We start from the raw sequence: 26,739 nt of genomic DNA, 5'->3' as shown, positions 1-26,739 counted from the left end.
TAGACATATAAGTAACCAAAGTGAATTTTTTTAAAACACAAACATATACTAAATAGTGTTATTTTGATTTATAATATCTAGTATGTTATAATGTGTTAACTACAATAATATAAAGTTTTATTTGGAGGTAAAAATGGGAAAGTTAAATATATGCATAGATATAGATGGAACGATAACTAATCCATATCATTTTATTCCGTACTTAAATGATATGTACAATAAAAAAATAACAGAAGAAGATTGTGTAACACATAAGTTAGAAGAATTATATCAAGTTGAACTAGATGATTTATTACAATCATTCCACACTGATTTCATACATGCTTACAAAGAAGCTAATGTTGTAGATGGAGCTAAAGAAGTTATAAAGGAATTAAATGAAAATCATAATTTGTACTTTGTTACAGCTAGAAGTGAGATATTGAAGGATATAACTACAGGATGGCTATCTGATAATGATTTAGGATATATAGATGTACACTTATTAGGAAGTGATTACAAAGTTAGTAAAGCAAAAGAATTAGAATGTAATATATTTATAGAAGATAATCCAAGTAATGCTGAACAATTGGCATCTGAAGGATTAACTGTATTATTATTAGACAATAATTATAACAAGAATATTGAAAATGAAAATATAATAAGAGTAAAAAATTGGGATGATATAAAGGCATTTATATTAAGTCTCCAATAAACTTAAAGTGGGGGGCTAGATAGTTGTTAGAAGTTAAAATAAATAATAAAAAACAAACAATAAGTATAAAAAGTAAAGATATAAAACACATGTTAAGTGAACGTGAAGACTTTATTAGTGTTCAAGATATATCTAAAGATATAAAAGAAGACAGCATAATGGCATTTGATTGTCAGTTAGATGATAGTATGTTTTCAGTAGAAGAGATTAATGAACTACTTGAAGAGCTAGGTGAAGAAGCTACTGTAGAAGAATTTCAAATATTATTTGAAGATGTAAGAGCTTTTGTAAAAGATATTACAGATGAAATTGAGTCGGATTTAAGAGAACAGTATTTAAATGATGATATAAGATGCTTTTTTAATGTGTATAGTATAGATGAAACATTTACAGATTTTAAGTTGGTGTTTGTAATAAGCTTTAAAGATATAAGCATTGCATCACTTACTAGCTTGACTGATTTAATAGGAAAAAAACAATTAAATGGAGATTCTAAATTTTATAGCTAAAAATAGTTTTGGGGATGCCTTAAATAAAAACATTTAAGACACCCCCATTTTAATGTAAAAGAATATAAATTGTAATAATGAAAAATTAAAAGTATAATAATACCTATAAAATAAGATGAATAAAAATAAAAGAAAGGATGGAAATGGGATGCCACAAATAAAAATAAGAGGAATAAATGAAACTGATGTATGTAAAATAAGCGAGAATATGATAGATAAATTAGTTGAAGCAGTTAAATGTCCAAGAGATTATTTTGAAATAGAGTGTATAAAGTCAGTTGCTATAAGAGATGGGAAGATTGCAGATATATACCCTTTTGTAGAAGTTGCATGGTTTGATAGAGGACAGGAAGTTCAAGATGTAGTTGCTAAAATTATAACTGATAGTATAAGAAATAATTTAGATGTAGAAAGTATGGATTTAGCTTTTACAGTTTTTGAGAAAGAAAAGTATTATGAAAATGGAGAACATTTTTAAAGGAAGGTACAGATTATGGCTAAAAAACAACGATTAGATAAAGTACTTTCTAACCTAGGCTATGGAAGTAGAGCTGAAATAAAGAGAGATTGCAAAAACGGACTAGTTAAAGTAAATGGTAAAATAGAAAATAACCCGGGTCTTCAAGTTGATACGGATAAAGATATCATAAATTTTGATGGAGAAACTATAGAATATAAAGAATTTATATACTTAATGTTAAACAAACCAGATGGATATATATCAGCTACTTTTGATAAACATGATCCTATAGTTTTAGATTTAATAGATAAGAAATCATTAGCATTTGAACCGTTTCCAGTAGGAAGGTTAGACAAGGATACTGAGGGGTTATTAGTATTAACTAATGATGGACAATTATCACATAGGGTTTTATCACCAAAGAGTCATGTTCCTAAAACTTACTTTGCAGAAATTGATGGAGTTGTAACAGAAGATGATATAAAAGCTTTTAAAGAAGGCGTAATATTAGATGATGGCTATAAAACTATGCCAGCAGAACTTATTATTCTTGAAAGCGGAGACGTATCTAAAATAGAACTTACTATACATGAAGGCAAGTTTCATCAAGTAAAAAGGATGTTTGAAAGTGTAGACAAAAAAGTTACGTACTTAAAGAGACTTTCTATGGGAAAACTAAATTTAGATGAAAGTTTAGAGTTGGGAGAATATAGAGAATTAACAGAAGAAGAAGTTAAATTAATAGAAGAAAGATAATTTTGTATACGGAGGATTAAAGAGTGAAAAGAAGAGATATCATAGAATTTGAGATAGATAAAATGGAATTTGGAGGAACGTCAGTAAGTCGTTTAGGAAATAGAGACATATATATGAAAGGCGGCATAACTGGACAAAAAGTTAAGGCTTCAGTTAAAAAAACTAAAAGTGGAAAAGCGGAAGTAAAAATGATGGAACTTTTAGAAAGTTCACCACTAGAGACTGAAACACCATGCAAGCATTTTAACGTATGTGGTGGATGTAGTATTTTATCTGTACCTTATGAAAAACAATTAGAAATAAAAGAAAGACAAGTAATGGATTTATTTTTAGAGCAAGATATATTTGGATTTAACTTCCAAGGTATCGAGCAAAGCCCTCAAACTAAAGAATATAGAAACAAAATGGAGTATACTTTCGGGGATGAAATGAAAGATGGACCATTAACTTTAGGATTACACAAAAAAGGAAAGCATATTGATATTTTAACTGTTGATGGATGTTTTTTAGTAGACAATGACTTTATAAATGTTTTAACATCTACAGTAGAATATTTTAACGAAAAGAATACACCTTATTACAGAAACATGAGTCATAAAGGTTATTTAAGAAATCTTGTAGTAAGAAAAGGTATAAACACAAATGAAATGATGGTTAACATCGTTACATCATCTCAAGAAGATTTCGACATGACAGAATATAAAGATATGCTTCTAAACTTAGACTTAAAAGCTGATTTAGTAAGTATATTACACACAATAAATGACGGGTTAGCAGATGCAGTTAATTGCGATGAACTAATAGTTTTACATGGAAGAGATTATATACAAGAGGAACTTTTAGGTCTTAAATTTAAAATATCTCCATTCTCATTCTTCCAAACAAACACTAAAGGTGCTGAAGAATTATACAAAATAGCTAGAGAGTTTGTCGGGGAACATAATGATAAAGTAGTATTTGACTTATATAGTGGGACTGGAACAATAGGACAAGTTATGGCTGAGAAAGCTAAAAAAGTTTATGGTATAGAGATTATAGAGGAAGCTGTTGAAGCTGCAAATAAAAATGCAAAGTTAAACAACTTAACAAATTGTGAATTTATAGCAGGTGATGTAGCTAAAACAGTTAATAAATTAAAAGCTAAGCCAGATATAATAATAGTAGATCCACCAAGACCAGGAGTTCATAAAGATGCTATAAGAGATATATCAAAATTTGATTCTAAAGAAATAGTTTATATATCTTGTAATCCAAAAACTTTAGTATTAGACTTAGTAGAGTTTAAAAAATATGGATATGAGGTAGAAAAGGTTAAATGCATGGACATGTTCCCAAATACTCCTCATGTTGAAACAATTGTAAAATTATATAAGAAAAATTAAAATAATATAAATAAAAAAAGCTATCTCAATTTGTGAGATAGCTTTCAATTTATATATTAAGCTTTGTTTATAGAACCGAATAATTCCATTTTCTCTTTAACAGTAGCTTTTATAGCTTCAAATCCTGGAGCTAAAACTTTACGAGGGTCAAAACCTTTACCTTGTAGGTCTTTTCCTTCTTCTATATATTTACGAGTAGCAGCAGCGAAAGCTAATTGACACTCTGTATTAACGTTTATTTTAGAAACACCTAAAGATATAGCTTTTTTTATCATATCAGCAGGTATACCTGTTCCACCATGTAAAACTAATGGCATGTCTCCTGTAACATTGTTTATAGCTTCTAAAGCATCAAAGTTTAATCCAGCCCAATTTTCTGGATATTGACCATGTATGTTTCCTATACCAGCTGCTAACATATCAACACCTAAATCAGCTATTAACTTACATTCATTAGGGTCAGCTATTTCACCAGCACCAACAACACCATCTTCTTCTCCACCTATAGAACCAACTTCTGCTTCTACAGATATCCCCTTAGCATTTGCTATTTTTATTACTTCTTTTGTTTTTTCTATATTTTCTTCAATAGAATAATGAGAACCATCAAACATTACAGAAGAGAATCCTGCTTCTATTACTTTTAATGCTCCTTCATAACTACCATGATCTAAATGTAGAGCTACTGGAACTGTTATATTTAATTCTTCTAACATTCCATTAACCATACCAACTATAGTTTTATATCCACCCATGTACTTACCAGCACCTTCAGATACCCCTAGTATAACTGGAGAATTGTTTTCCTGAGCTGTAAGTAATACTGCTTTAGTCCACTCTAAGTTATTTATGTTGAATTGACCAACAGCATATTTACCTTCTCTAGCTTTGTTTAACATTTCTTTAGCTGAAACTAACATATTAAAAACCTCCATAAGAAAATTAACTTTAATAACAATAACAAGATTGTTAAAAAGTTATGTATATACCTAATGCATATTATACCCTAAAAGGACAAAAATGAAAATAAAATATTAAATTAGATTTTTGTTTTGGATAAAAAAAGTTTTATAAAAATATTTAATATTATGTAAATTTAGCGATTAATTATAAATAAACAGGTATACTTAAAGTATGAAATATTGTATATTTATATATGGGAAAACCATATTTAATTCAACTCTCACATAGTCTATAGTTAGGAGGGCATATATGTACAAAATTATAAAGAGCTTCAATAATAATGTTATCTTATGCGTAGAAGAAAATCAAAATAAAGAGTACATTTTAGTAGGAAGTGGAATTGGATTTAAGGCAACTGTAAATTCAATTTTTAAAGATACTAATAAAATTGAAAAAATATTTGTTATAAATGAAGATAGATATAAAAATATAGAAGAATTATATAACTCTATAAATCCAACCTATATTGGTGTTGCCACAGAAAGTTTATCTATATTAGATAATAGTATAAATGTGGATATGAATGATAAATCTCATATGGCATTGTTAGACCACTTAGTATTTGCTATAGAAAGATACTTTGACAATATATATTTAGAAAATCAATTTAAGGCAGAATTAAAAACTCTATATGAATATGAGTGGGATTTAGCTAAAGATATAATTGATTTTATAAATAGAGCACTAGGTATAAATTTAACAGAAGATGAAGTTGCGTTTGTAACGATGCATATAAATGGAATATTAAATAAAACAAAAGTTGTTGATAGTGCTAAGCAAGCTATAATAATTAAAGAAGCTATTGATTTTTTAGAAAAAGAATTAGGTATAAATATATGCAAAGATTCTATATATTATAATAGGCTGATAATACATTTAAGGCTAGCTATAAATAGAGCTGTAAAAGGAATTTCAGAAGAAAATATGTTATTAGATCATATAAAGGAAAAGTTAAAGAACTCATACAATATATCTGAAACATTATGCAATTATTTAAATGAAAATTATGATATAAAGCTAAGTGAAAATGAAATAGGATTCATTACACTACACATTGATAGACTAATAACAAAAACAAAAAAATAATGTAGAAAAAAGTCGGGAAACTGTTTACAAAGTTTAAATTAGATGCTATAATTAACATATACTTAATAAATGAGCGTGTTACTGGTAAAGCAGGCAAGAGCTAATATATTTGTATTTATACGATTATTTTATAATACGTAAAAATATGAATATTTTAGCTCTTTTTTATTTATCATAGTAATATGTATAAAATGTTAATTTAAATTTAATTTGATTAGTCATACTAAAAAATTAAGGAGGAATTATAATATGCTTCAATTTTTACAAAGAATAGGTAAAGCAATAATGCTTCCAATAGCAGCATTACCTGTTGCAGGGATATTATTAGGAGTTGGTGGAGCACTTCTTAATATAGCAGCATTACAAAATGCGCCAGCTATATACCAACCACTAATAGCATTTGTATCTATACCTGCAGTAACAGTAATTTTACAGATAATGCAAGGTGTAGGAGATATAGTATTTGGAAACTTACCTCTATTATTTGCAGTTGGTACAGCAGTAGGACTTGCAAAAGAGGATAAAGGTACATCAGCACTTGCTTCAGTATTTGGATTCTTAATAATGAATAAAGTTATAGGTGTATTACTTGGATTAGGAGTTACACAATTAGGAGTTATAACTCCAGATAGCACTCCAGCTCAGTATGCAACATATGTAACTACAACATTAGGTATATACACACTTAATATGTCTGTATTTGGTGGTATTATAACTGGTATAGTTACATCTACTTTACACAATAAATATTACAATATACAATTACCACAAGTTATAGGATTCTTCTCAGGATCAAGATTTGTTCCAATAGTAGTTTCAATAGCTATGGCAATTGTAGGTGGAATACTTGCATTTGTTTGGCCATTTGTTCAAGATGGAATAGCATTTATAGCATTAGGAGTTAACAATGCAGGTGCAGTAGGAACATTCTTCTACGGAGTTATAGAAAGATCATTAATACCATTTGGATTACACCATGTATTCTATACACCATTCTGGTTTGGTTCTTTTGTTGATGGTCACGTTTTAATAGATGGAGCTTGGCAAACAGTTCAAGGTGCAAACTATGCATACTTTGCACAATTAGGAAGTATGCAGGATTTAGTAGGAGCTTCACCAGAAACTATGTCAAGAATAGTAGCAGGAACAACAAGATTTATGGCTGGTAAATTCCCATTCATGATGTTTGGATTACCTGCAGCAGCATTAGCAATGTATCATACAGCTGCTCCAAGTAAGAAAAAAGTTGTTGGAAGTTTATTATTATCAGCAGCAGTTACATCTTTCTTAACAGGTATAACTGAACCATTAGAATTTACATTCTTATTTGTTGCACCAGTTTTATATGGAGTTCACTGTATACTTGCAGGTATTTCATTCTTATTAATGGATGTATTAAATGTATTTATAGGAATGACATTCTCTGGAGGATTTATAGACTTCGCATTATTCGGAATACTTCCAGCAGGAGCAGGAGTTCCAACTAACTGGTTAAGAGTTATAATGGTAGGAGCTGTATATGCAGTAGTTTACTACTTCTTATTCAAGACTTTAATACTTAAATTAAACTTAAAAACTCCAGGTAGAGATGAAAATGAAGAAGAAACAAAATTATATACAAAAGCTGATTATCAAGCAGAAAAAGGTGGGAAATCAGCTAATAGTGAAATAGAAGAAAATGCACCATATGTTTTAGAGGCATTAGGAGGAGCTGAAAATATAGTTTCTGTAGATGCATGTATAACTAGACTAAGAGTTGAAGTAAAAGATACTTCTAAAGTTCAAAAAACTAGATTTAAAGAACTTGGTGCTGTTGGGGTTATGGAAGTTGGTAAAGGAATCCAAGTTATATACGGAGCTAAAGCTGACGCATACAAACAACAAATTAATAAAATATTAGGAAGATAAATAAAAAGCCTTAAAGTTTAACTTTAAGGCTTTTTTTATGCTTAAAAAAGTATATGTTTGTTAGTAAATTAAGAAAAATAAATTGTATTACAAAATATAGGTATAATATTTTTTACTTATAAATCACATACTATATATTATGCAACAGGAGGAATATATACTATGGTAAATATAAAAAAGATTATATCCTTAATTATAATTACAATTGTATCAATTTCTGCTATTTTTATAAATTTAAAATTAAATGAAAATATGAGTATCAATGAAATAAAAACATCAATAATACAAGGTTTTAAAACTGTAAAGATAATAGCAGATAAAAGTAGTATTGATTATGGAGGACTTAAATTTAATGTAAATATGCCAGTTGTAGACTATGAGGATAAAGATATAGAAAGATATATAAATACATATATAAGAAAAAATATAAATGAATTTATTAATTTAAAAAAACAAAAAAAAGATGTTTCTAAAAATTATAGAGGCGAGAAAATAGACATAAATTATCATGTGGTATTTGAAGATAAAAATGTATTAAATATTCTTATATATAAAGATGTATATATTAAAAATAAAAAATATGAAAGAATAAAAGATAGTTATGTATTTGATTTAAAAACAGGACAAAGAATATATCTAGACAACTTCTTGAAAAATAATCAAGATTATAAAGATACAATAGAAAATTATATTATTAATGATGCTAATAAAAAAAATATTAAAATAGATAAAAATAAAATTAAAATAGATAAATATACAAATTACTATATAACTAATGAAGGTATATGTGTATATTTTAATCCATACCAAATTAGTAATAGGAAAAACATTTATGATTTTAAAATTCCAGTTACAGTATTTAATAATAAAATAAAAGATATAAACACAAATCCTATAGTAGCACAAATAGATACTCAAACTATAACTAAAAACAATGAGTATATAAATAGCATAATAAACGTACCAATCGTAATAACTGAAAATAAAAATATTGAAAAAAATATAAATGAACTTATAAAAAATGACATAATGAATGGATATTTTGAAGTAGAAGAAGAAGCTAAAGACTTTTTAAAAAATACACCTAAAGAATATATAACTCCGTATATATATAATGTAGATTTTGATGTTAAAAAAAATAGTGATTCAATGCTAAGTATTTTAATTAAAATTTACCAATATAGTGGAGGGGCTCATGGATACTATGAGAATAGGTCCTATAATATATTTATAGAAAACGGACAAAACTTAAATTTAAAAGATTTATTTAAAGAAAACTCAGATTATAAGAAGGTTATAAATGGTTTAATAAGGGATGAAATAAAAGAGAATAAACAAGAGTATAGTTTTAAATCAATTTCTGAAAATCAAAAATTTTACATTCAAGATGATAAGTTAGTTATATATTTTGATTTGTATGAGATAGCTCCTTTTGCAGGTGGAATTCCAGAGTTTAGAATAAGTGCAGATAAAATAAATCACATTTTAAATGAAAAATATATAAATATATTTAAATAGTGTAGTAATATTACTACACTATTTAAATTTTTCGATTAAATTGTTGGATTTAAAGAAGCTATTTTTGTAACTGCAACATAAACTCTAGAAAGTTCATACCATGTTTTAAAGTCTACAATTCCGCTTTGAGGTAATCCAAATATACCTTGAAATACTTTAACAGAGTCTGCAGTATCTTGACCAAATACTCCATCTTCTTTAACTTTAGGAATTGCAGGATATCCCTTAGAAATAGCATTCAATTGATTTTGAATTGTTCTAACATCTTTACCTGAAGAGCCTACTTTTAGAGCTTCGCCAGGGAATGATACAGGAACTCCACTTACTACAGGAGCTTTTTCAAGGACTATACTTTCACCATAAAACTTTCTTAAAATTTCTTCATAACTAAGGCCTTGATCTCCTAAATTTTTACTTCCCCATTGAGTCATTTGACCAGGACATTGAGTTTTATTTCCATCACAATATTGTGCTAACAAAGGCTGTCTAGCGGTTGGAGGTCTTTTTATAAAAGTGTTGAAAACTTCGTCTACAGCAATGCTTATAGTATCGAATACATTTCTTTCGTGAATATATTTGTGGTCATAAGCTGTAGTTGAAGTAATGGTAAATGAGTAACCTTTACTTCTATACCATTCAGTAAAAACTCTATTTAATGTAAATGAAACAATCGCTATTACATTAGCTAGTATTGTTTCTGTTGGCCATGTAGAATAAATCTCTGAAGAAGCAACATTTTTTACATAGTCTTTAAAATACACCCAATAGTCAGGAGCATTTTTATTTTCAGGCAAGCCATCATGAACAACTACAAATTCTGGGACTACTGGATTATCTAAAACAACGAACCCTGTTGGAGGTGGGATAGGTTTTAGGTCACTTTCAGGAATCTTAGGAGGATAAGTACCCCATAATGTATGAGCGCCTATATCAACTACTATTTCGTTTTGTCTACTATATAAGCGTTTACTTCTTTGACGAGGTATCATTTGGATACCTTGTTGAGCTATAACCGTTGCTAAAACTTGTGTACCATTAATTATAATTGTTTCGTATCCATCTTTGATAACCTCTACTATATATTGACTGTAAGGTCTTACATCACTTGGTTGTTGAGAATATATTAAATCTGGAGCAGCTAGATTTAAGCCAACAACCTGACCGGAGATATCAGTTTTTAAATTTTGATAAATTACTGTCGAGGCTTTATTGTCATCTCCGACGGAGTATACATTTACGTTTGCACCTACAACTGGAAAGTTAGTAGTGCTATCTACCACGCTAACAGTTAAAAAACCATCTTGCATAAAAAAACTCCTTTCTTATATAAAATCAACTTATCTATACATAGTATGAATAAAGGTATTATTTTGTTAAGATATTTGGAAATAATATAATATGAATGATAAAAAAGAAAGGTAATACAAAAAATGAAATTAGACTTGTTAATAATATCTCTAGCGCCTACAATAGCGATTTTAATATGGATATATATAAAAGATAAATATGATAAAGAACCTATAAAGGTACTTATAAGATTATTTTTTATAGGTACATTGATAAGTATACCTGCAATAGCTATTGAAGATATATTACTTAAAGCTAAGATTGATAATTCACATTTAAATTTAATTTACACTGCATTTGTAGTAGCAGCTGCAACAGAAGAAATTTTAAAAATTATGATTTTAATTCCTTATACTTTAAGAAGTAGGCATTATACAGAAAAATTAGATGGAATAGTTTACAGTATATTTACGACTCTTGGATTTGCTACAATAGAAAATCTTATTTATATTTTTCATGGCAACCAATTAAACTTATTGCAAATTGGATTAGCTAGAGCTGTAATATCTATTCCTGCACATGTTTTATTTGCAATAAATATGGGATATTACTTATCTATGTATAAGTTTAATTTGGATAAGCCTAAAGTGAGAAAAGTATTTTTAGCTAAGCTGATTTTAATACCGATAGTTTTACATGGAGTATTTGATGTTTTAGCTATGATAAAAACGACATGGGCTTCTATATGTTTTGTTATTTACTTAATTTATTTATGGAAAATAAGCTTAGATAAGTTAGATGAATACACAGATTATGCTAGAAGACGTTTTTTAAGATTAAAGAAAAGGAAACATAAACATAAAAAATAAATAGGAGTGATTTTATGAGTTATATAAACAAAAGTCAAGAGTTAGTAATATCTAAGTTTTTGCAAAGATATGATTACGATGGTGTTTTAGATATATTAATTGAATGCGGAATAGAGAGTGGAGATTTATATTATTTATTAAAATCATGTAAATATGCTACTAATTTTGATTTTAAAACGGCACTTAAACTTACTAAAAATTTAAGTGAACAAATGCTGGAGAGAAAAGAAATTAAAAATCTTATAACTAATTTAGAAAATTTAAATAAAGGAGAACCTGAAGATATACTATCAGAGTTAATTGAAAATATAAAAATTCAAATTGTTAATGAAGAATATATAGATTTTTTAGGAAGACTGTATAGATTAAAAGAAGCTTTATTTAAATATATATTTGTTAATACCAAAGAAGGTAAAAGGTATACGGTATCAATGCATGGCAATATGGTATCTAAGAAAAATATACTATATACACTAAAAAAGAAGTATAATATATATAATGGTAATCTTATACATGGTGTAACTCAGTATATAAAAAGATATCTAAAACAAACTAAAAGGATGGACCGAGTTCTTGAAATACTAAATAGTGAAAAGCTTGAAAATTTAATAAGACTTAGAAATGAAAGCCCTGTAGGCCATGGATTTAGAGGTGTAAGTAAGGAAGATATTGAAAACATTTATGGAAGTCCTATGGAAGTTGTTTATGACTTGATAAAGGCGTGTGAACTTTTAGATTTGGGAATAAATACTAAAAAGTATGAACATATAAATGATATAGTTATAGAACTTTTATCTAAGTATGTAGAACATGGAGGAGATGGTGAATTTGAGCGCAAATGTTAAAAAGGAAATAATAGAATGGATAAAAATAATAGTTACCTCACTAGTCATAGCACTTGTAATAACTCACTTTGTTAGACCTACATTAGTACAAGGCTCATCAATGTACCCAACACTTGAGGAAAAAGACTATTTAATAATAAATAGAGTTGCCTATAATCATAAAGAGCCTCAAAGAGGAGATATTATAGTTTTTAAATCTGATTTAGTACAAGCTAATGGAAAAGAAAAAGATTTAGTAAAAAGAGTTATAGGTGTTCCTGGGGACCAACTTAAGATTACAAATGGAGATGTGTATATAAATGGAAAGCTTCAAAATGAACCTTATATACATGGTCAAAAAACTGAAGGTGAAATAGACACAACTATTCCAAAGGGATATATATTTGCAATGGGAGACAACAGAGGTAACAGCATGGATAGTAGAGATCCTGAGGTCGGAATAGTAAAAGAAAGTGATATAATGGGGAAAGTTGTGATTAGACTATTACCTTTCAATAAAATTGGTAAAGTTTCATAGGAGTTTAAAATGAAATTAGGAATATCTGCTTTGGTTCATGAAATAGATCGAGCTATTTGTATATGTAAAACAAATAAAAATATAAATCATATAGAAATAGGTATAGATAATTTAATTGAGTGTAAAAAAGTTCTATTATATAAAGATGAATTTAAAAGAAATAACATAAGTATAGGGATTCATTTACCTATGGAATTAAACACTTGTGAAAATGTAGAATATATAAGGAATTCATGGGTAAAGTTTATATATGAAATGAATTCAGAATTAAAAGAACTTGATATAAAATATTTTAATATGCATTTAGGATATGTAATAAAGTCTAGATTTGAGAGAAATAAGCAAAAGTATTTAGATAATTCTATAAAATTTCTTGAGTTAATAAACTTAGAAAATAAGCATGTTTTTATAGAAAATACATATACAAATGGTGGAGATATATGCAATATAGGAACAACAGTAAATGAATTTGAATATATATTAAATAATATAGACAATATTGAATTTTGTTACGACACAGGTCATAACTTAATCAATGAGGACTGTTTTGTAGATATATTAAATTCCAAAATAAATTTGATACATTTAAGTGATAATGATGGGAAAAAAGACTTGCATGTTGGGATTGGAAAAGGAATTTTAGATTTAGAAAGTTTAAAAGATTTAATGTCTATGAAGATTCAATATGCAGTTTTGGAAATTAAATATGAAGATATAGATGAATCTATAAAAGTGTTAGAACGGTTTATGTAAAATAAATCGTTCTAACTTTATAAATAGACATATTAAAGGATAGGAGAAAGATTTATGGAAAATATAAATATAAAAATTAATAATAAAAATTATGAATATCCTAAAAATGTAGCTTTAGATATAATAGCGAAAGATTTAAGTAATGAATATAAGGGTATAGTAACAATAGGTAAAATAAAAAATAAATTAAAGGATTTAAACAGTACTTTAGATAAAAATTGTGATTTAGAATTAATTGACACAACTCAACCAGATGGAATGAGAGTTTATATGAGAACTTTGTCTTTGATTTTTATAAAAGCATGTGAAGAAATTTTTAATGGGTGTAAGGTTACAATAGAACACTCATTATCAAATGGATTATACTGTGAAATAAAAAATAATAAAAGTGAAGTTACAGAAGAAGATATAGAAAAAATAAAGGCAAAAGTAAAAAGTATAATAGAATCTGATTTAAAAATAGAAAAAATTGTTACAGATAAATCGGAAGCAATAAAAATACTTAAAAATAATAATAAAAATGCAAAGGCAGAATTATTAAAGTATAAAGAATATGAAGATGTGAAATTATATAAATGCGGTGGATATATAAATCATTTTTATGGTCATATGTTACCGTCTACTAGTTATGTTAAAACTTTCGATATAAAAAAATGGCAATCAGGAGTAGTTATATTAGGACCAAGTAAAGAAAATAAAAATGAACCTCAAAATTTTGTAGCTCAGCCAAAGCTTTCTAATATATATAAAGAGTCAGAGATTTGGTCTGAACTTATTGGAATAGATAAGGTTGCTAGCTTAAATGAAGCTATAGAAAGTAAAAAATACGGAGAAATAATCAGTATAGTTGAAGCATTGCATGAAAAAAAGATATCACAAATTGCAGACATAATAAAAGAAAATAATAAAAGAGTTATATTAATAGCTGCGCCATCTTCATCTGGAAAAACAAGTTTTGCACACAGATTATCTATACAATTAAAAGTTAATAACTTACATCCGGTGCCTATTTCTTTAGATGACTATTTTGTTGATAGAGAAGATACTCCTTTAGATGAATTTGGTAATTTTGATTTTGAATCTATATATGCAATAGACTTAGAATTATTTAACAGTGATTTAGAAAAATTATTAAAAGGTGAAGAAATTAAACTTCCAAAATTTAATTTTAAAACAGGAAAAAGAGAATTTAGTGGAAAAACTTTAAAAATTGAAAAAGACCAACCTATTATTCTAGAAGGTATACATGCATTAAATCCAATGCTAACACAGAGTATAGATGATAAGGATAAATTTAAAATATATATAAGTGTTCTTACTCAAATAAATTTAGATAACCATAATAGAATACCAACAACAGACTTAAGACTTATAAGAAGAATAGTGAGAGACTACAATTTTAGAGGATACAGTGCTGAAAAAACTATTTTAAATTGGTGGTCAGTAAGAAGAGGAGAAGATAAAAATATATTCCCTTATCAAGAAGAAGCTGATATAATGTTTAACTCAGCTTGTTTATATGAGTTAGCGGTTTTAAAGAAATATGCAAAGCCACTTTTAGAACAAATTGAAGATGACAACGAAGCATTTATAGAGTCTAATAGAATATTAAAGTTTTTACAATATTTTGTAGAGTTAGACGATGAATTAGATATACCTCCGACATCTATAATTAGAGAATTTATTGGTGGTAGTAGAATTGTTGATTAAACTTGGAATCCTGGGAAGTTGACATAAACCCAGGATTTTTTGTATTATATTATTTATAATCTTGTGACGTTATTAAAAAATAAGGAGGAATGTGTATGGAAAATGTATTAGAACAAATACTTGAAGACAACAGAAAATATACAAATTATGGACATGTAGCAACTTATATACCAGAATTAAAAAATGCAAGACAAGATGATTTAGGTATATGCATGATTGATATGAATAATGAAATTCATACGGCTGGAAATTTTGATAAAAAGTTCACAATTCAGAGCATATCTAAGCCTATAATATTAGCTTTAGTGCTTAGTGAAAATGATTGGGAGCATGTATTTTCTAAAGTTGGGATGGAGCCTAGTGGAGACCCATTTAACTCTATTATGAAATTAGAAACGAAAGAATGTAAGAAGCCTTGTAACCCTATGATAAATGCAGGAGCTATAGTTACAACTTCCATGATAAAAGGGAAAGACCTTAAAGAAAAAGAAGAAAAAATGTTAAACTTTTTTAAAACACTAGCTAAAAATGATAATTTGAAAATAAATTATGATATATATGAATCGGAGAAATTAACAGGAGATAGAAATAGAGCTATGGCTTATCTTTTGAAAAATGATGGGTTTATAGATGGCGATGTAGAAGAAGTTTTAGACTTATACTTCAAACAATGCTCTATAGAAATTGATTGTATAGACTTAGCTAGAATAGGAGTTAACTTAGCATCTTATGGAGTGGATGTTGAAACGGGAGAAAGACTTATAGATGAAAGAATATCGCGTATAGTTAAGACATTTATGGTAACGTGTGGAATGTATGATGCATCTGGAGAATTTGCAATAAAAGTTGGAATTCCTGCAAAATCAGGTGTTGGAGGTGGTATATTAGCTTCAGTTCCTAAAAAGATGGGAATTGGAATATATGGACCTGCCCTTGATAAAAAAGGTAATAGTATTGCGGGTATAAAGATATTAGAATCTTTAAGTGAACAGTATAAAATAAATATATTCTAAAATAGAGAATTTTTTGACAATTACTACTTGATAATATATAATTATTTATATAATTAAATATTTTTATGGGTGGTGGGGGAATGAAAGAAGTTTTAGTACTAAGAGATTTAGAGTGCATAAAAGCAATTGCACATCCAAGAAGAATAGATATTTTAAATGCGTTTAAATCAATTCCGTTGTCAGCAAAACAATTATCTCAATTGCTAGATGAACCGCATGCAAAAATAAATTACCACATAAAGACTTTGTATAAGGTTGGAGTATTAGATTTAGTAGAAGAGAAGGTTAAATCTGGAATTGTTGAAAAGTATTATTATCCTACAGCTAAGCATATTGTTATAGGTAAGAATGCTCTAAATTTTAACAGTAATACAGAAGATAAAGATATAGGGGATATATGTATATCGAAGTTTGAGAATATGAGTAACTTATTTTATAAAGCTATAGAGGAAAATGATATAGATAGTGAGTACATAGCTAATTATAATCAAGTTTGCTTAAGTAAAAGTGAAATAAAAGAGTTATCCAATACAATAGAAGAAAAAATTAATGAAATTGTATTAAATAGAAAACATAATGAAGCTGAGATGAAATACGACTTAGCATTGATAACGATACCATTAGAAGAAAAATGCAAAGCATAAAGTATCAACAAAATTTGTTGATACTTATTTTTTTGGGTATATTATAAACGAATATAAAATTTAGGAGGGAACATAGTGATAGTAATAGGACCACATATTTCGATAGCAAAAGGTTTTGCAAAAGCTGCAGAAACAGCTGTAAGTATAGGAGCAAATACATTCCAATTTTTTAGTAGAAATCCAAGAGGTGGCAATGCTAAATCTTTTGATGAAAAAGATATAATGAAATTTCAACAAATAAGAAAAGACAATAAATTTGGCCCACTATTAGCACATGCTCCATATACAATGAACTTAGCTGGTGCAAAGGAAGAAGTTTATGAATTTGGAAGAATGGTTATAAAAGAAGACATTCAAAGAATGGATTCTTTAGGAATTGAATATATGTGTTTTCATCCAGGTAGCCATGTTGGGTCTGGAGTAGATACAGGTATAGATAAAATAGCTAATGCGCTTAATGAAGCTATAACTGGAAATGAAAATATAATGGTACTACTTGAAACGATGTCTGGAAAGGGAACTGAAATAGGGTTTAGTTTTGATCAGGTAAAGGCTATAATTGATAAGGTTGATCATAATGAAAGGCTAGGTGTATGCTTAGATACTTGTCATGTATTTTCAGCTGGATATGATATTGTTAATGATTTAGATTCTGTTTTAGATGATTTTGATAATATTATAGGTTTAGATAAATTAAAGGCAGTTCACCTTAATGATAGCATGATGCCTTTTGGAGCGAAAAAAGATAGACATGCTTGTATTGGAGAAGGTGAGATAGGATTAGATGCAATAATAAGATTTATTACTCATCCTAAGTTAAAACATTTACCATTTTTCTTAGAAACTCCATTAGAAGATGAGGGTCATAAAAGAGAAATTGAAATGATAAAAGATATTATAAAACAAATACAATAAAATCATATATAATATAAAAATAAGAGACGATATTTAGAAAGTATCGTCTTAATTTATAAAAATGGAAATTAATTATTTAGGAAAATCAAAAAAATGAAATAAAATTGGGGGATGATTTATGAGAAAATTAGGAAGCACTAATATTGAATTAAATAGAGTTGGGTTTGGAGGGATTCCAATACAAAGAATAACTCAAGAAGATACAAATCTAGTTATAAATGAGCTTATAAATCAAGGAATAAATTTTATAGATTCAGCCAGAGGATATACTATAAGTGAAGAGTACATAGGGAATGCAATTGAAGGCAAAAGGGATAAATTTATATTAGCTACTAAAAGTATGTCTAGAAGTTATGATGATATGATAAGAGATGTAAATATAAGTTTAAATAATTTTAAAACTGAATATATAGATTTATATCAGCTTCATAATTTAAAGCCAGATGAATATGATGGAATATTTGATGATGATATGGCTTATGCAGCTCTTTTAAAATGTAAAGAAGAAGGAAAAATAAAGCATATAGGAATAACGAGTCACAGTATAGATACAATAAAAAAAGCAGTAAATAGTGGTAAGTTTGATACAATTCAGTTTCCATATAATATAGTAGAAGATCAAGCTGATGAAATATTTAAAGAAGCTAATAAAAATGGGATAGGGGTAATAGTAATGAAGCCTCTTGCTGGAGGAGCCATTGATAATGCAAAATTAGCTATAAAATATATATTATCTAAAGACTATATAGATGTAGTTATCCCAGGTATGGATAGTGTAAATCAAGTTATTGAAAATACATCAGTCTTAAACAATCTTAATATAACTGATGAAGAAAATTTAGAGATAAAAGATATTATAAAAAAATTAGGGAATAGATTTTGTAGACGTTGCGAATACTGTATGCCTTGCCCTGTAGGGATAAATATACCTATGAATTTTTTACTGGAAGGATATTATAGTAGATACAACTTAAAAGAGTGGTCAAAAGATAGATATAAAAGTTTAGATGTAAATGCTTCTAATTGTATAGAATGTGGGAAGTGCGAAAGTAAGTGTCCATATGAATTACCTATCAGAGAAATGCTAAAAGATGTATCGAATATTTTAGGGTAAAAAAATCCCCCTATAAAGGGGGATTTGCTATTTCTTAGTAATAGTATAATCAACTTTGTACTCAGACAAAGGATATAACTCTATTTCTACCCTTGGGTTTTCCTTATCTATAAAATCAAACAAAAGAACTGGCTTTAACTGTTTATCATTTTTTATAATACCGCTTTTTTCTATTCCATCACATATACTTTTAGGATAGTTATGTAAATCGCCCATTTTTTTATTTGGAAAATATAGTTTCAACACAGTTATAAGGTCCTCTTCTATACAAGGGCCATCGTATTGTGTATTTATATATCCAGCAATCATATTTTCATATGCTAAGTACTTAGAGTGTTTGCCTTTAGAGGGCATCCAAGATTGACCGTGAATATTGTGAAGTTTAAAATTGGATTTACTTATTGGTCTACCTGGAATTGTCAACTTTATCATATATACCACATCCTTTATACCTTAGTTATTATAAATGTAAATAGAAATTAATGAAAGGGAAATTTATGAATAAGAATAAATTAAAAGAATTTTGTAAAAGTATAGGAATTAATTGTGTAGGAATAGCAGGAGTTGGACCTTATCACGACTTAGAAAATATTATAAAAGATAGAACAAAAAAAGATTTTATAACAGGAATGGAAGAAACATCTATTGAGAAAAGAATTAATCCGAGAGCTAGCATGGAAAGTGCAGAGAGTATAATAGTATGTGCTTTCCCGTACTTCGTTGAAGATATAGTAGATTCTAATTTATCAAAGTATTGTTATGGAATGGATTATCATATAGTTGTAAAAGAAAAATTACAACAAATTGCAGATTATATAGATAGTGAAATTGAAGGATTTCAATATATGATATTTGCAGATAATGGGCCATTAGTGGATAGATATTTAGCAAGTATAAGTGGAATAGGATATTATGGAATAAATAACAATATAATAACTGATGAGTATGGTTCTTTTGTGTTTATAGGATATATAATAAATAACTATTATTTTGAATCAGATAAAAAAAGCGAAAAATCGTGTGTTAAATGTGGTAAATGTATAACATCTTGTCCTGGAAAAGCTATATTAGGTGATTTTGAAATGAATCCTAAAAAATGTTTATCATATATAACTCAGAAAAAAGAAGATTTAAGTGAAGATGAAAAAATTGCATTGAAAAATAATAAAAAAATATTTGGATGTGATATATGCCAAGATGTATGCCCACATAACATAAGTATCTCAAAAACAAATATTAAAGAATTCAAAGAAGAATTGATATACAATTTAAAAGAAGAAGAAATAAATAATATATCAAACAAAGAATTTAGAAGAAGATATAAAGAAAAAGCTTTTAGTTGGAGAGGAAAAAAGATAATACAAAGAAATATTGAAATAATAGAAAGATAAAACTTTTAACTTGTACAGTTAGAAGTTTTTTATTTTTTTACTTAACATTTAGTAGCTAGAAACATATTATATAAAAAGGAATTTTAAAGGGGGATGGATATGGCTAGATATGCTAATACCTCTCAACTAGAGGGCTTAAATGAGATAATAGGGCAAGAAAATGCAACAAAAGCTATGGAGCTTGGACTTAAAATAGATAATCCTGCATATAATATCTTTGTAGCTGGGGATAGTGGTACAGGGAAAACTACTTATGTACTTAGTGCTTTAAAAATGCATGCAGAAAATAAAAATGACCATAAAGACTGGTGCTATGTATATAACTTTGAAAATAGCAGAGAGCCTATAGCTATTGCACTAGATAAAGGTATGGGTAAATTATTTAAGAAAGACATGGAAAAGTTAATAGAAAGTTTATTGGATGAACTGAAGGATGCATTCGAAAGTGAAGAATTTGAAATAAGTAAAAATGAATTATTAGATGATTTTGAAATTGAAAAAGAAAACTTACTCCAAAAAATTAAGAAGTATGGAGAAGAAAAAGGCTTTAAATTAAAAAATAGTAAGGTAGGTATGATTTTCACGCCACAAGATGAAGATGTAGATACAACTTCTGAAGAATTTTATAAAGTTAAAAAGGAATTAGAAAATGCAGCTATACAAATTGCATATAAAATTAAAGATATAGAAGAAGATGCAAAAGAAGCTCTTTTAGATTTAGAATATGAAGTAGGGAAATATATAGTAGATCCACATATAGATAGTTTAATTGAAAGATATGGAGACTTTGAAAAAGTAAGAAAGTATTTAGATGATACTAAAAATGATATCTTAGAATATGTGTACCTATTCTATATGGATGAAGAAGATTTGAAAGAAAAGTACGATAAAGAACACTTTACAAGATATAAAGTGAACTTGTTGGTAGATAATGGATTAGATAGATGCGGGGCGCCTGTAGTTGTGGAAATAAACCCGAGTCCGGCAAACTTATTCGGGAAGGCGGAATACGAGTACTATAATGGTACTGTAAAAACAGATTTCACTAAGTTGTTACCAGGTGCAGTGCATAAAGCTAATGGAGGTTACTTAGTACTGTATGTGGATCAACTTCTGAGATACAATTTATCTTGGGATATACTTAAAAAAACAATACAACAAGGTGAAATAACTTTAGATACACAAACAGCTATAAAGCCAGAAAATATACCTGTTAATATAAAAGTAGTACTTATAGGAAATAACTATATGTATAATTTACTGTATAACTATGATCCTGAGTTTAATAAATATTTTAAAATATTTGTAGACTTTGACAATGAAATGAAAAAAAATGATTTCAATGAAACTAGATTGGCAAATTTCATAGCTTCGTATTGTAATAGTAACAATTTAAATCATTTTACTTATGAAGGTGTAGAGCAAGTTGTTAGGTATAGTACTAGGATAACAGGTGATAGAGAAAAATTATCAACTAAATTTAATAAAATCGTAGAAATTTTAGTAGAAGGAGATGCTTATTCAAAAATAAGAGGATCTAAATATGTAGATAAAGAAGATGTATTAAAAGCGATCAAAGAGAGAAGAGAAAGATTTAGTAAAATAGAAAAGAAAATGGATGAATCTATAGAAAATGGATTTACATTAATATCAACAACTGGATCTAAAGTTGGGGTTATAAATGGATTATCTGTTTTAAATATGGGTGAGTATTCATTTGGAAGACCTTGTAGAATAACAGTTACTACTGCACCTGGAAGCTCTGGGATTGTAAATATAGAAAGAGAAGTTGAAATGAGTGGACCTATACACAGTAAGGGAGTTCTTATATTAAATGGATTTTTGCTAGAAAATTTAGCACAAGAATTTCCTTTATCACTTAATGCAAATATATGTTTTGAACAAAACTATGGTGGTGTAGATGGAGATAGTGCATCTGGAGCGGAGCTTTATGCTATGTTATCATCATTGAGTGGTGTTCCTATAAAACAAAATATTGGAGCAACTGGCTCTATAAATCAAAAAGGAGATATACAAGTTGTAGGTGGAGTTACTGAAAAAGTAGAAGGATTTTATTATGCATGCAAGAAAAAAGGTTTAACAGGAAGTGAAGGTGTAATATTACCAAGGAATAACCTTAGAAATCTAGTTCTTGTTGAAGAAGTAAGAAATGCTATAAATGAAGGTAGATTTCATATATATCCTATAGATAGAATTGAAGAGGCTATAGAAATTTTGACAGATAAAACTTTTGAAGAAGTTAAAAGTTTAGCTATTGAAAAATTAAAAAAATATAGTGAATTAGATAAATAAAAAATAAAGGAACTGCATTTTTACTGCAGTTCCTTTATTTTGGGCAAATAACAAAATATTACAAGATAATAAATATAATTATAGTATATATATTATTTTGTTTTGATAAATAATATAAGTAAATAGATAGAAAACTTAATAATTATAATTTTATATATGTTTAAATTATGTTTAAAATTGTTATATATTATATATGTAAAATTACAACAAGGGGGAATTAAAGATGGCAAAAGCAAAAAAGAAAAATAGAGAAAATACAAAAAAAATATTAGATATATTAGAAGAAACATACCCAAATGCAGAGTGTGAATTAAATTATACAACTCCATTTGAACTTCTAATTGCAACTATATTATCTGCTCAATGCACTGACGTTAGGGTTAATAAAGTTACAGCTGAACTATTTAAAAAGTATAATACAGCTGAAGAATTTGCTGAACTTAATACATTTGAAATTAGTGAAGAAATAAAAAGTTGTGGGCTATATAAAAGTAAAGCTCAAAAAATAAAAGAAACATCAGTATTGCTTTGTTCTAATTATGGTGGTCAAGTGCCTGATAATATGGAAGAATTGACAAAGCTTCCCGGAGTGGGAAGAAAAACTGCAAATGTAGTACTAAGTAATGCTTTTGGAGTTGATGCAATTGCTGTAGATACTCATGTATTTAGAGTATCTAATAGAATTGGGTTAGTAAAAACTGATACTCCTGAAAAAACAGAATTTGAACTTATGAAAGTTTTACCGAAAAAAAGATGGTCAAAAGCACATCATTTAATAATTTTTCATGGAAGGAGAATTTGTAAAGCAAGAAAACCAGAATGTAATATATGTCCATTAGTTGAATACTGTGACTATTATAAAGAAGGGAATGACTAAAATTGAAGAGACAGAAAATATTTTTCTTAGTAACATTAGTTATGCTATATTGTTTTGGATTGACGTATAAATCTTATTGTATGAGCAAAGAAAGTAAAATCTATAAAAATATATATATTGAAAATATTGATGTCTCGGGACTGACAGAAAGTGATGCGATAAAAAAACTAAATAATTCTCTATATAAGCAAGATTCTATAGAATTATTTTATGGAGATAAGAAATATAATTTATCTTTAAACGAAATTAACTTTAAATTTAAAGTAGAGGATGCTGTAAATACAGCTATTAATATAGGTAGAGATAGTGACTTTTTTAATAATATAAAAACAAAATTTAATTTAAGTATAGGTAAAAGTATAAAATTAAATGTTGATACTGAATATGATAAAGCAAAATTAAATGAATATATCAATAATTTATCCAAAGAAATAGATATTACACCAGTCGATGCTACTATAACAGTAGAAAATAACAATTTTAATATTAGTAAAGAGATATATGGAGTTCATTTAAAGAAAGAAGCTTTACTCAGTCAAATTGATAAAAATATAAAAAATAAAAAGTTTGAAAATATTAATATATATACAGAAACGATAAATCCAAAATATACTTATGAAAAGTTGGCAAATATAAATACATTATTAGGTCAATATGAAACAAAATTTAACTCGAAAAATCAAAATAGAGTTAGTAACATAAAATTAGCTATAAATAAAATAAATAATGTATTAATAGACTATAATGAAGAGTTTTCATTTAATAATATTATAGGTAAAAGAAGCACAGAACAAGGATTTAAGAGCGCCCCTATAATAGTGAATGGAGAAATGCAATTAGGAATGGGTGGAGGAATATGTCAGGTATCTAGTACTGTATATAATGCGGCACTATACTCAGGACTTGAAATCGTACAAGCTAGAAATCATAGTATACCTAGTGGATATATAGAAAAAGGAAGAGATGCTACTGTATCTTATGGAAATATTGATTTAATATTTAAAAATAATTATAAAAGTCCTATTCTAATAAAAAATGAGGTAAGAGATAACAAAATAATAACTACGATATATGGAAATGAAAATGATAAAAAAATAGTAGATATAAGAACTGATATATCAGGAATTATAAAGCCTAAAATTATAGAAAAAGAAAGTAAAGCTTTATATGAAGGAGAAACTAGAATAGAAAGCAAAGGCAGAAATGGATATAAAGTAAAAACATACAGGGTTTATAAGAATGAAGACGGATCTTCTATAAATGAAGAATTAATTAATGAAAGCTACTACCCTCCTAAAAATAAAGTTTTAATAAAGGGAACAAAGAAAAAGGTGGATACAACCAAAAATTTGAACTCTGAAATAATATAAATCTCCTAATATAAGGAGATTTATATTATTTTATTTTTTTATAAGTTTTTAGAAATGAAAACTTTTGATATAATTAGACTTATAAAATATTAAGGAGGATTACGTATGTCTTTAAATATCGTATTGGTAGAACCTGAAATACCACAAAATACAGGAAATATAATAAGAAGTTGTGCTGCAACTGGTACAACTCTTCACTTAGTTAGACCATTAGGTTTTTGTATGGATGACAAATATCTAAAAAGAGCAGGTTTAGATTATTGGGATTTAGTTGAAATAAAATATTATGATAGTTTTGATGAAGTAAGAGAACAAAACCCAGATGCTAAATTCTTTTACTCAACAACTAAAGCTAAACAAACACACTCAGATGTAAAATATGAAGAAAATTCATTTATAGTGTTTGGAAAAGAAACTAAAGGATTACCTGAAAGTTTAATAATGGATAATTTAGAAACTGCAATAAGAATACCTATGGTTGATATAGAAAAAGCTAGATCTTTAAATTTATCAAATTCTGTGGCTATAGTATTATTTGAAGCGTTAAGACAAATAGGATATCCTAATTTAAGATAAAGTGTATACTATATACTGAAAAATAGGTTCAAAAAGAAGGTAAGAAATCTTATTATGATTATGAAAAAGATTTCTTATCTTCTTATTTTTTTAAATTGTATACACTAAATATTAAAAAAAGTGAATAAAATTAAAATTAAATGTAGAAAATATTTTACATATAGTGTAAAATTTATGGTAAGAAATTATAAGAAAGATGTTCATAGGAGGTAATTATGAAACTTAAAAAGTTATTGTCTATAGGTCTTGTTACTGTATTAGCAGGATCGATGTTAGTAGGATGTAGTCCTTCTAAAGATTCAAAAGACAGCAATTCAGGTGGGGATGACAAAGTAAAAGTAACTATGATAACTGACGTTGGTGGAGTAAATGACCAATCTTTTAACCAAAGTGCATGGGAAGGTTTAGAAAAAGCTAAGAAAGACTTAGGAGTAGATGTTAAGTACATAGAGTCTAAGCAAGAATCAGATTACGCTAACAATATAGAAACAGCGATAGACGATGGAGCAAACTTAGTAATTGGTGTTGGATTTAAGATGGAAAAGGCTATAGGTGATGCTTCAAAATCTTATCCAGATCAAAAATTTGCATTAATAGATGCTGATTTCGGTGGAAAACCACCTAAAAATGTAGAAAGTATAATGTTTAAAGCAGAAGAATCATCATACTTAGTAGGATTAGTAGCAGGTAAACTTACAGAAACTAATAAAGTAGGATTTGTTGGAGGAATGGAAGGTCCAGTAATTGAAACTTTCCAAGCTGGATTTACAGCAGGAGTTAAAGCTGCAAAACCAGATGCTGAAGTAATATCTCAATATGCAAACAGTTTTGCTGATCCAGCAAAAGGTAAATCTATAACTAATCAAATGATATCTAATGGTGTAGATATAATATTCCATGCATCAGGTGATACTGGTAATGGAGTTATAGAAGCAGCTAAAGAAGCTGGTAAAAAAGCTATAGGTGTTGATAGAGACCAAAATAGTGTTGCTCCAGAAACTGTTATAACTTCAGCTATAAAGAGAGTTGATGTTGGGGTTTATGATACTGTTAAAAACTTAGTTGATGGTAAGTTTAATGGTGGAAAAGTAACTGTTTATGGCTTAAATGAAGATGGAGTTGGAGTAGCAGATACTACAAAAGAAGATGTATCTCCAGATGTATTAGAATTTGTTAATAAACAAGGGGATAAAATTAAGAGTGGAGAAATAAAAGTTCCATCTACAATGAAAGATGTAAAATAATTAAATTAATTTAATTTAATAAAAA

The 26,739-nt window shown here is 27.6% G+C and carries 26 protein-coding genes; 23 read left to right on the top strand and 3 right to left on the bottom strand.

Going from position 1 to position 26,739, the window contains the following annotated elements; genetic code table 11:
- Positions 1-133 precede the first annotated feature (133 nt).
- The 5 genes from KXZ80_RS14230 to rlmD all read left to right on the top strand — a co-directional run bounded on the left by KXZ80_RS14230 (position 134) and on the right by rlmD (position 3,801).
- Positions 134-694, top strand: a complete 561-nt coding sequence (locus tag KXZ80_RS14230) for a 5' nucleotidase, NT5C type (RefSeq protein ID WP_021428469.1) — start codon at positions 134-136, stop codon at positions 692-694.
- Between the two features lie 23 nt (positions 695-717).
- Complete coding sequence (locus KXZ80_RS14225) at positions 718-1,203, top strand: hypothetical protein (protein WP_021431684.1); 486 nt, start codon at positions 718-720, stop codon at positions 1,201-1,203.
- Between the two features lie 148 nt (positions 1,204-1,351).
- Entirely contained in the window at positions 1,352-1,681 is a 330-nt protein-coding gene (locus tag KXZ80_RS14220; protein ID WP_021431685.1) for a DUF1904 domain-containing protein, read from the top strand.
- A gap of 15 nt (positions 1,682-1,696) precedes the next feature.
- Positions 1,697-2,419 (top strand): pseudouridine synthase, encoded by a 723-nt coding sequence (locus KXZ80_RS14215; RefSeq protein ID WP_021428518.1) that lies wholly within the window; start codon positions 1,697-1,699, stop codon positions 2,417-2,419.
- Positions 2,420-2,442: 23 nt separating this feature from the next.
- Positions 2,443-3,801, top strand: coding sequence for a 23S rRNA (uracil(1939)-C(5))-methyltransferase RlmD (gene rlmD, locus KXZ80_RS14210; protein WP_021431686.1), 1,359 nt, complete (start codon positions 2,443-2,445; stop codon positions 3,799-3,801).
- Between the two features lie 56 nt (positions 3,802-3,857).
- On the opposite strand, the gene fba is transcribed toward rlmD, so the two are convergent.
- Entirely contained in the window at positions 3,858-4,721 is an 864-nt protein-coding gene (gene fba / locus KXZ80_RS14205) for a class II fructose-1,6-bisphosphate aldolase (RefSeq protein ID WP_021431687.1), read from the bottom strand.
- A gap of 292 nt (positions 4,722-5,013) precedes the next feature.
- On the opposite strand from fba, the gene KXZ80_RS14200 reads away from it, so the two are divergent.
- The 3 genes from KXZ80_RS14200 (at position 5,014) to KXZ80_RS14190 (ending at position 9,276) form a co-directional block, all read left to right on the top strand.
- On the top strand, positions 5,014-5,850 hold the full coding sequence (locus KXZ80_RS14200; protein ID WP_021431688.1) for a PRD domain-containing protein: 837 nt from the start codon (positions 5,014-5,016) through the stop codon (positions 5,848-5,850).
- Positions 5,851-6,099: 249 nt separating this feature from the next.
- The gene (locus KXZ80_RS14195; protein WP_021431689.1) at positions 6,100-7,758 is read left to right on the top strand and encodes a PTS transporter subunit EIIC; all 1,659 of its coding nucleotides are present in this window, start codon (positions 6,100-6,102) and stop codon (positions 7,756-7,758) included.
- Between the two features lie 162 nt (positions 7,759-7,920).
- A complete protein-coding gene (locus KXZ80_RS14190) occupies positions 7,921-9,276 on the top strand; it encodes a DUF3298 domain-containing protein (protein WP_021431690.1) in 1,356 nt (451 codons plus the stop codon).
- A 35-nt stretch (positions 9,277-9,311) separates the two neighbouring features.
- On the opposite strand, the gene sleC is transcribed toward KXZ80_RS14190, so the two are convergent.
- The gene (sleC, locus tag KXZ80_RS14185; protein ID WP_021431691.1) at positions 9,312-10,583 is read right to left on the bottom strand and encodes a spore cortex-lytic germination protein SleC; all 1,272 of its coding nucleotides are present in this window, start codon (positions 10,581-10,583) and stop codon (positions 9,312-9,314) included.
- Positions 10,584-10,706: 123 nt separating this feature from the next.
- On the opposite strand from sleC, the gene KXZ80_RS14180 reads away from it, so the two are divergent.
- From KXZ80_RS14180 to KXZ80_RS14140, 9 genes are all read left to right on the top strand, one after another.
- Positions 10,707-11,432: a PrsW family intramembrane metalloprotease gene (locus tag KXZ80_RS14180; protein WP_021431692.1), complete on the top strand. Its 726-nt coding sequence runs from the start codon at positions 10,707-10,709 to the stop codon at positions 11,430-11,432.
- A gap of 14 nt (positions 11,433-11,446) precedes the next feature.
- Complete coding sequence (locus tag KXZ80_RS14175; RefSeq protein ID WP_021431693.1) at positions 11,447-12,277, top strand: hypothetical protein; 831 nt, start codon at positions 11,447-11,449, stop codon at positions 12,275-12,277.
- A complete protein-coding gene (gene lepB / locus KXZ80_RS14170) occupies positions 12,252-12,794 on the top strand; it encodes a signal peptidase I (RefSeq protein ID WP_174514606.1) in 543 nt (180 codons plus the stop codon). The genes KXZ80_RS14175 and lepB overlap by 26 nt, the downstream gene beginning before the upstream one ends.
- 9 nt (positions 12,795-12,803) lie before the next feature.
- Positions 12,804-13,547, top strand: coding sequence for a TIM barrel protein (locus tag KXZ80_RS14165; protein ID WP_021431695.1), 744 nt, complete (start codon positions 12,804-12,806; stop codon positions 13,545-13,547).
- Between the two features lie 54 nt (positions 13,548-13,601).
- Positions 13,602-15,257 carry a nucleoside kinase gene (locus tag KXZ80_RS14160; RefSeq protein WP_021431696.1) on the top strand — a complete coding sequence of 552 codons (1,656 nt, stop codon included), beginning with the start codon at positions 13,602-13,604 and terminating at the stop codon, positions 15,255-15,257.
- A gap of 95 nt (positions 15,258-15,352) precedes the next feature.
- Entirely contained in the window at positions 15,353-16,270 is a 918-nt protein-coding gene (gene glsA, locus KXZ80_RS14155; protein WP_021431697.1) for a glutaminase A, read from the top strand.
- Between the two features lie 80 nt (positions 16,271-16,350).
- Positions 16,351-16,914: a winged helix-turn-helix domain-containing protein gene (locus tag KXZ80_RS14150; RefSeq protein WP_024619966.1), complete on the top strand. Its 564-nt coding sequence runs from the start codon at positions 16,351-16,353 to the stop codon at positions 16,912-16,914.
- A 75-nt stretch (positions 16,915-16,989) separates the two neighbouring features.
- Positions 16,990-17,829 (top strand): deoxyribonuclease IV, encoded by an 840-nt coding sequence (locus tag KXZ80_RS14145; RefSeq protein ID WP_021428448.1) that lies wholly within the window; start codon positions 16,990-16,992, stop codon positions 17,827-17,829.
- 118 nt (positions 17,830-17,947) lie between these two features.
- Positions 17,948-18,943: an aldo/keto reductase gene (locus tag KXZ80_RS14140; RefSeq protein WP_021431698.1), complete on the top strand. Its 996-nt coding sequence runs from the start codon at positions 17,948-17,950 to the stop codon at positions 18,941-18,943.
- A gap of 27 nt (positions 18,944-18,970) precedes the next feature.
- Here KXZ80_RS14140 and KXZ80_RS14135 read toward each other — a convergent pair whose 3' ends face one another.
- Positions 18,971-19,375: a RusA family crossover junction endodeoxyribonuclease gene (locus tag KXZ80_RS14135; protein ID WP_021431699.1), complete on the bottom strand. Its 405-nt coding sequence runs from the start codon at positions 19,373-19,375 to the stop codon at positions 18,971-18,973.
- Positions 19,376-19,440: 65 nt separating this feature from the next.
- On the opposite strand from KXZ80_RS14135, the gene queG reads away from it, so the two are divergent.
- The 6 genes from queG to KXZ80_RS14105 all read left to right on the top strand — a co-directional run bounded on the left by queG (position 19,441) and on the right by KXZ80_RS14105 (position 26,714).
- Positions 19,441-20,334 (top strand): tRNA epoxyqueuosine(34) reductase QueG, encoded by an 894-nt coding sequence (gene queG / locus KXZ80_RS14130; protein WP_021431700.1) that lies wholly within the window; start codon positions 19,441-19,443, stop codon positions 20,332-20,334.
- Positions 20,335-20,433: 99 nt separating this feature from the next.
- Positions 20,434-22,647: a Lon protease family protein gene (locus tag KXZ80_RS14125; protein ID WP_021431701.1), complete on the top strand. Its 2,214-nt coding sequence runs from the start codon at positions 20,434-20,436 to the stop codon at positions 22,645-22,647.
- Positions 22,648-22,870: 223 nt separating this feature from the next.
- Positions 22,871-23,524, top strand: a complete 654-nt coding sequence (gene nth / locus KXZ80_RS14120; protein ID WP_021431702.1) for an endonuclease III — start codon at positions 22,871-22,873, stop codon at positions 23,522-23,524.
- A 2-nt stretch (positions 23,525-23,526) separates the two neighbouring features.
- A complete protein-coding gene (locus KXZ80_RS14115; RefSeq protein WP_038284776.1) occupies positions 23,527-24,894 on the top strand; it encodes a VanW family protein in 1,368 nt (455 codons plus the stop codon).
- Positions 24,895-24,999: 105 nt separating this feature from the next.
- Positions 25,000-25,470, top strand: a complete 471-nt coding sequence (gene trmL / locus KXZ80_RS14110; protein WP_021431704.1) for a tRNA (uridine(34)/cytosine(34)/5-carboxymethylaminomethyluridine(34)-2'-O)-methyltransferase TrmL — start codon at positions 25,000-25,002, stop codon at positions 25,468-25,470.
- A 215-nt stretch (positions 25,471-25,685) separates the two neighbouring features.
- Positions 25,686-26,714: a BMP family lipoprotein gene (locus KXZ80_RS14105; RefSeq protein WP_021431705.1), complete on the top strand. Its 1,029-nt coding sequence runs from the start codon at positions 25,686-25,688 to the stop codon at positions 26,712-26,714.
- The last annotated feature ends 25 nt before the right edge of the window (positions 26,715-26,739 follow it).

This window comes from Paraclostridium bifermentans (assembly GCF_019916025.1).
In the GTDB taxonomy this organism is placed as follows: domain Bacteria; phylum Bacillota; class Clostridia; order Peptostreptococcales; family Peptostreptococcaceae; genus Paraclostridium; species Paraclostridium bifermentans.
The sequence above is the reverse complement of the archived record's forward strand: the minus strand, read 5'-3'. Positions and strand labels throughout refer to the sequence as shown.

Bases quoted from the DNA above. Each gene is read 5' to 3' on its own strand.
- KXZ80_RS14230 (WP_021428469.1), top strand. From the start codon at position 134: ATGGGAAAGTTAAATATATGCATAGATATAGATGGAACGATAACTAAT.
- KXZ80_RS14220 (WP_021431685.1), top strand. From the start codon at position 1,352: ATGCCACAAATAAAAATAAGAGGAATAAATGAAACTGATGTATGTAAA.
- KXZ80_RS14215 (WP_021428518.1), top strand. From the start codon at position 1,697: ATGGCTAAAAAACAACGATTAGATAAAGTACTTTCTAACCTAGGCTAT.
- fba (WP_021431687.1), bottom strand. From the start codon at position 4,721: ATGTTAGTTTCAGCTAAAGAAATGTTAAACAAAGCTAGAGAAGGTAAA.
- KXZ80_RS14200 (WP_021431688.1), top strand. From the start codon at position 5,014: ATGTACAAAATTATAAAGAGCTTCAATAATAATGTTATCTTATGCGTA.
- KXZ80_RS14195 (WP_021431689.1), top strand. From the start codon at position 6,100: ATGCTTCAATTTTTACAAAGAATAGGTAAAGCAATAATGCTTCCAATA.
- KXZ80_RS14190 (WP_021431690.1), top strand. From the start codon at position 7,921: ATGGTAAATATAAAAAAGATTATATCCTTAATTATAATTACAATTGTA.
- sleC (WP_021431691.1), bottom strand. From the start codon at position 10,583: ATGCAAGATGGTTTTTTAACTGTTAGCGTGGTAGATAGCACTACTAAC.
- KXZ80_RS14180 (WP_021431692.1), top strand. From the start codon at position 10,707: ATGAAATTAGACTTGTTAATAATATCTCTAGCGCCTACAATAGCGATT.
- KXZ80_RS14175 (WP_021431693.1), top strand. From the start codon at position 11,447: ATGAGTTATATAAACAAAAGTCAAGAGTTAGTAATATCTAAGTTTTTG.
- lepB (WP_174514606.1), top strand. From the start codon at position 12,252: ATGGTGAATTTGAGCGCAAATGTTAAAAAGGAAATAATAGAATGGATA.
- KXZ80_RS14165 (WP_021431695.1), top strand. From the start codon at position 12,804: ATGAAATTAGGAATATCTGCTTTGGTTCATGAAATAGATCGAGCTATT.
- KXZ80_RS14160 (WP_021431696.1), top strand. From the start codon at position 13,602: ATGGAAAATATAAATATAAAAATTAATAATAAAAATTATGAATATCCT.
- glsA (WP_021431697.1), top strand. From the start codon at position 15,353: ATGGAAAATGTATTAGAACAAATACTTGAAGACAACAGAAAATATACA.
- KXZ80_RS14150 (WP_024619966.1), top strand. From the start codon at position 16,351: ATGAAAGAAGTTTTAGTACTAAGAGATTTAGAGTGCATAAAAGCAATT.
- KXZ80_RS14140 (WP_021431698.1), top strand. From the start codon at position 17,948: ATGAGAAAATTAGGAAGCACTAATATTGAATTAAATAGAGTTGGGTTT.
- KXZ80_RS14135 (WP_021431699.1), bottom strand. From the start codon at position 19,375: ATGATAAAGTTGACAATTCCAGGTAGACCAATAAGTAAATCCAATTTT.
- queG (WP_021431700.1), top strand. From the start codon at position 19,441: ATGAATAAGAATAAATTAAAAGAATTTTGTAAAAGTATAGGAATTAAT.
- KXZ80_RS14125 (WP_021431701.1), top strand. From the start codon at position 20,434: ATGGCTAGATATGCTAATACCTCTCAACTAGAGGGCTTAAATGAGATA.
- nth (WP_021431702.1), top strand. From the start codon at position 22,871: ATGGCAAAAGCAAAAAAGAAAAATAGAGAAAATACAAAAAAAATATTA.
- trmL (WP_021431704.1), top strand. From the start codon at position 25,000: ATGTCTTTAAATATCGTATTGGTAGAACCTGAAATACCACAAAATACA.
- KXZ80_RS14105 (WP_021431705.1), top strand. From the start codon at position 25,686: ATGAAACTTAAAAAGTTATTGTCTATAGGTCTTGTTACTGTATTAGCA.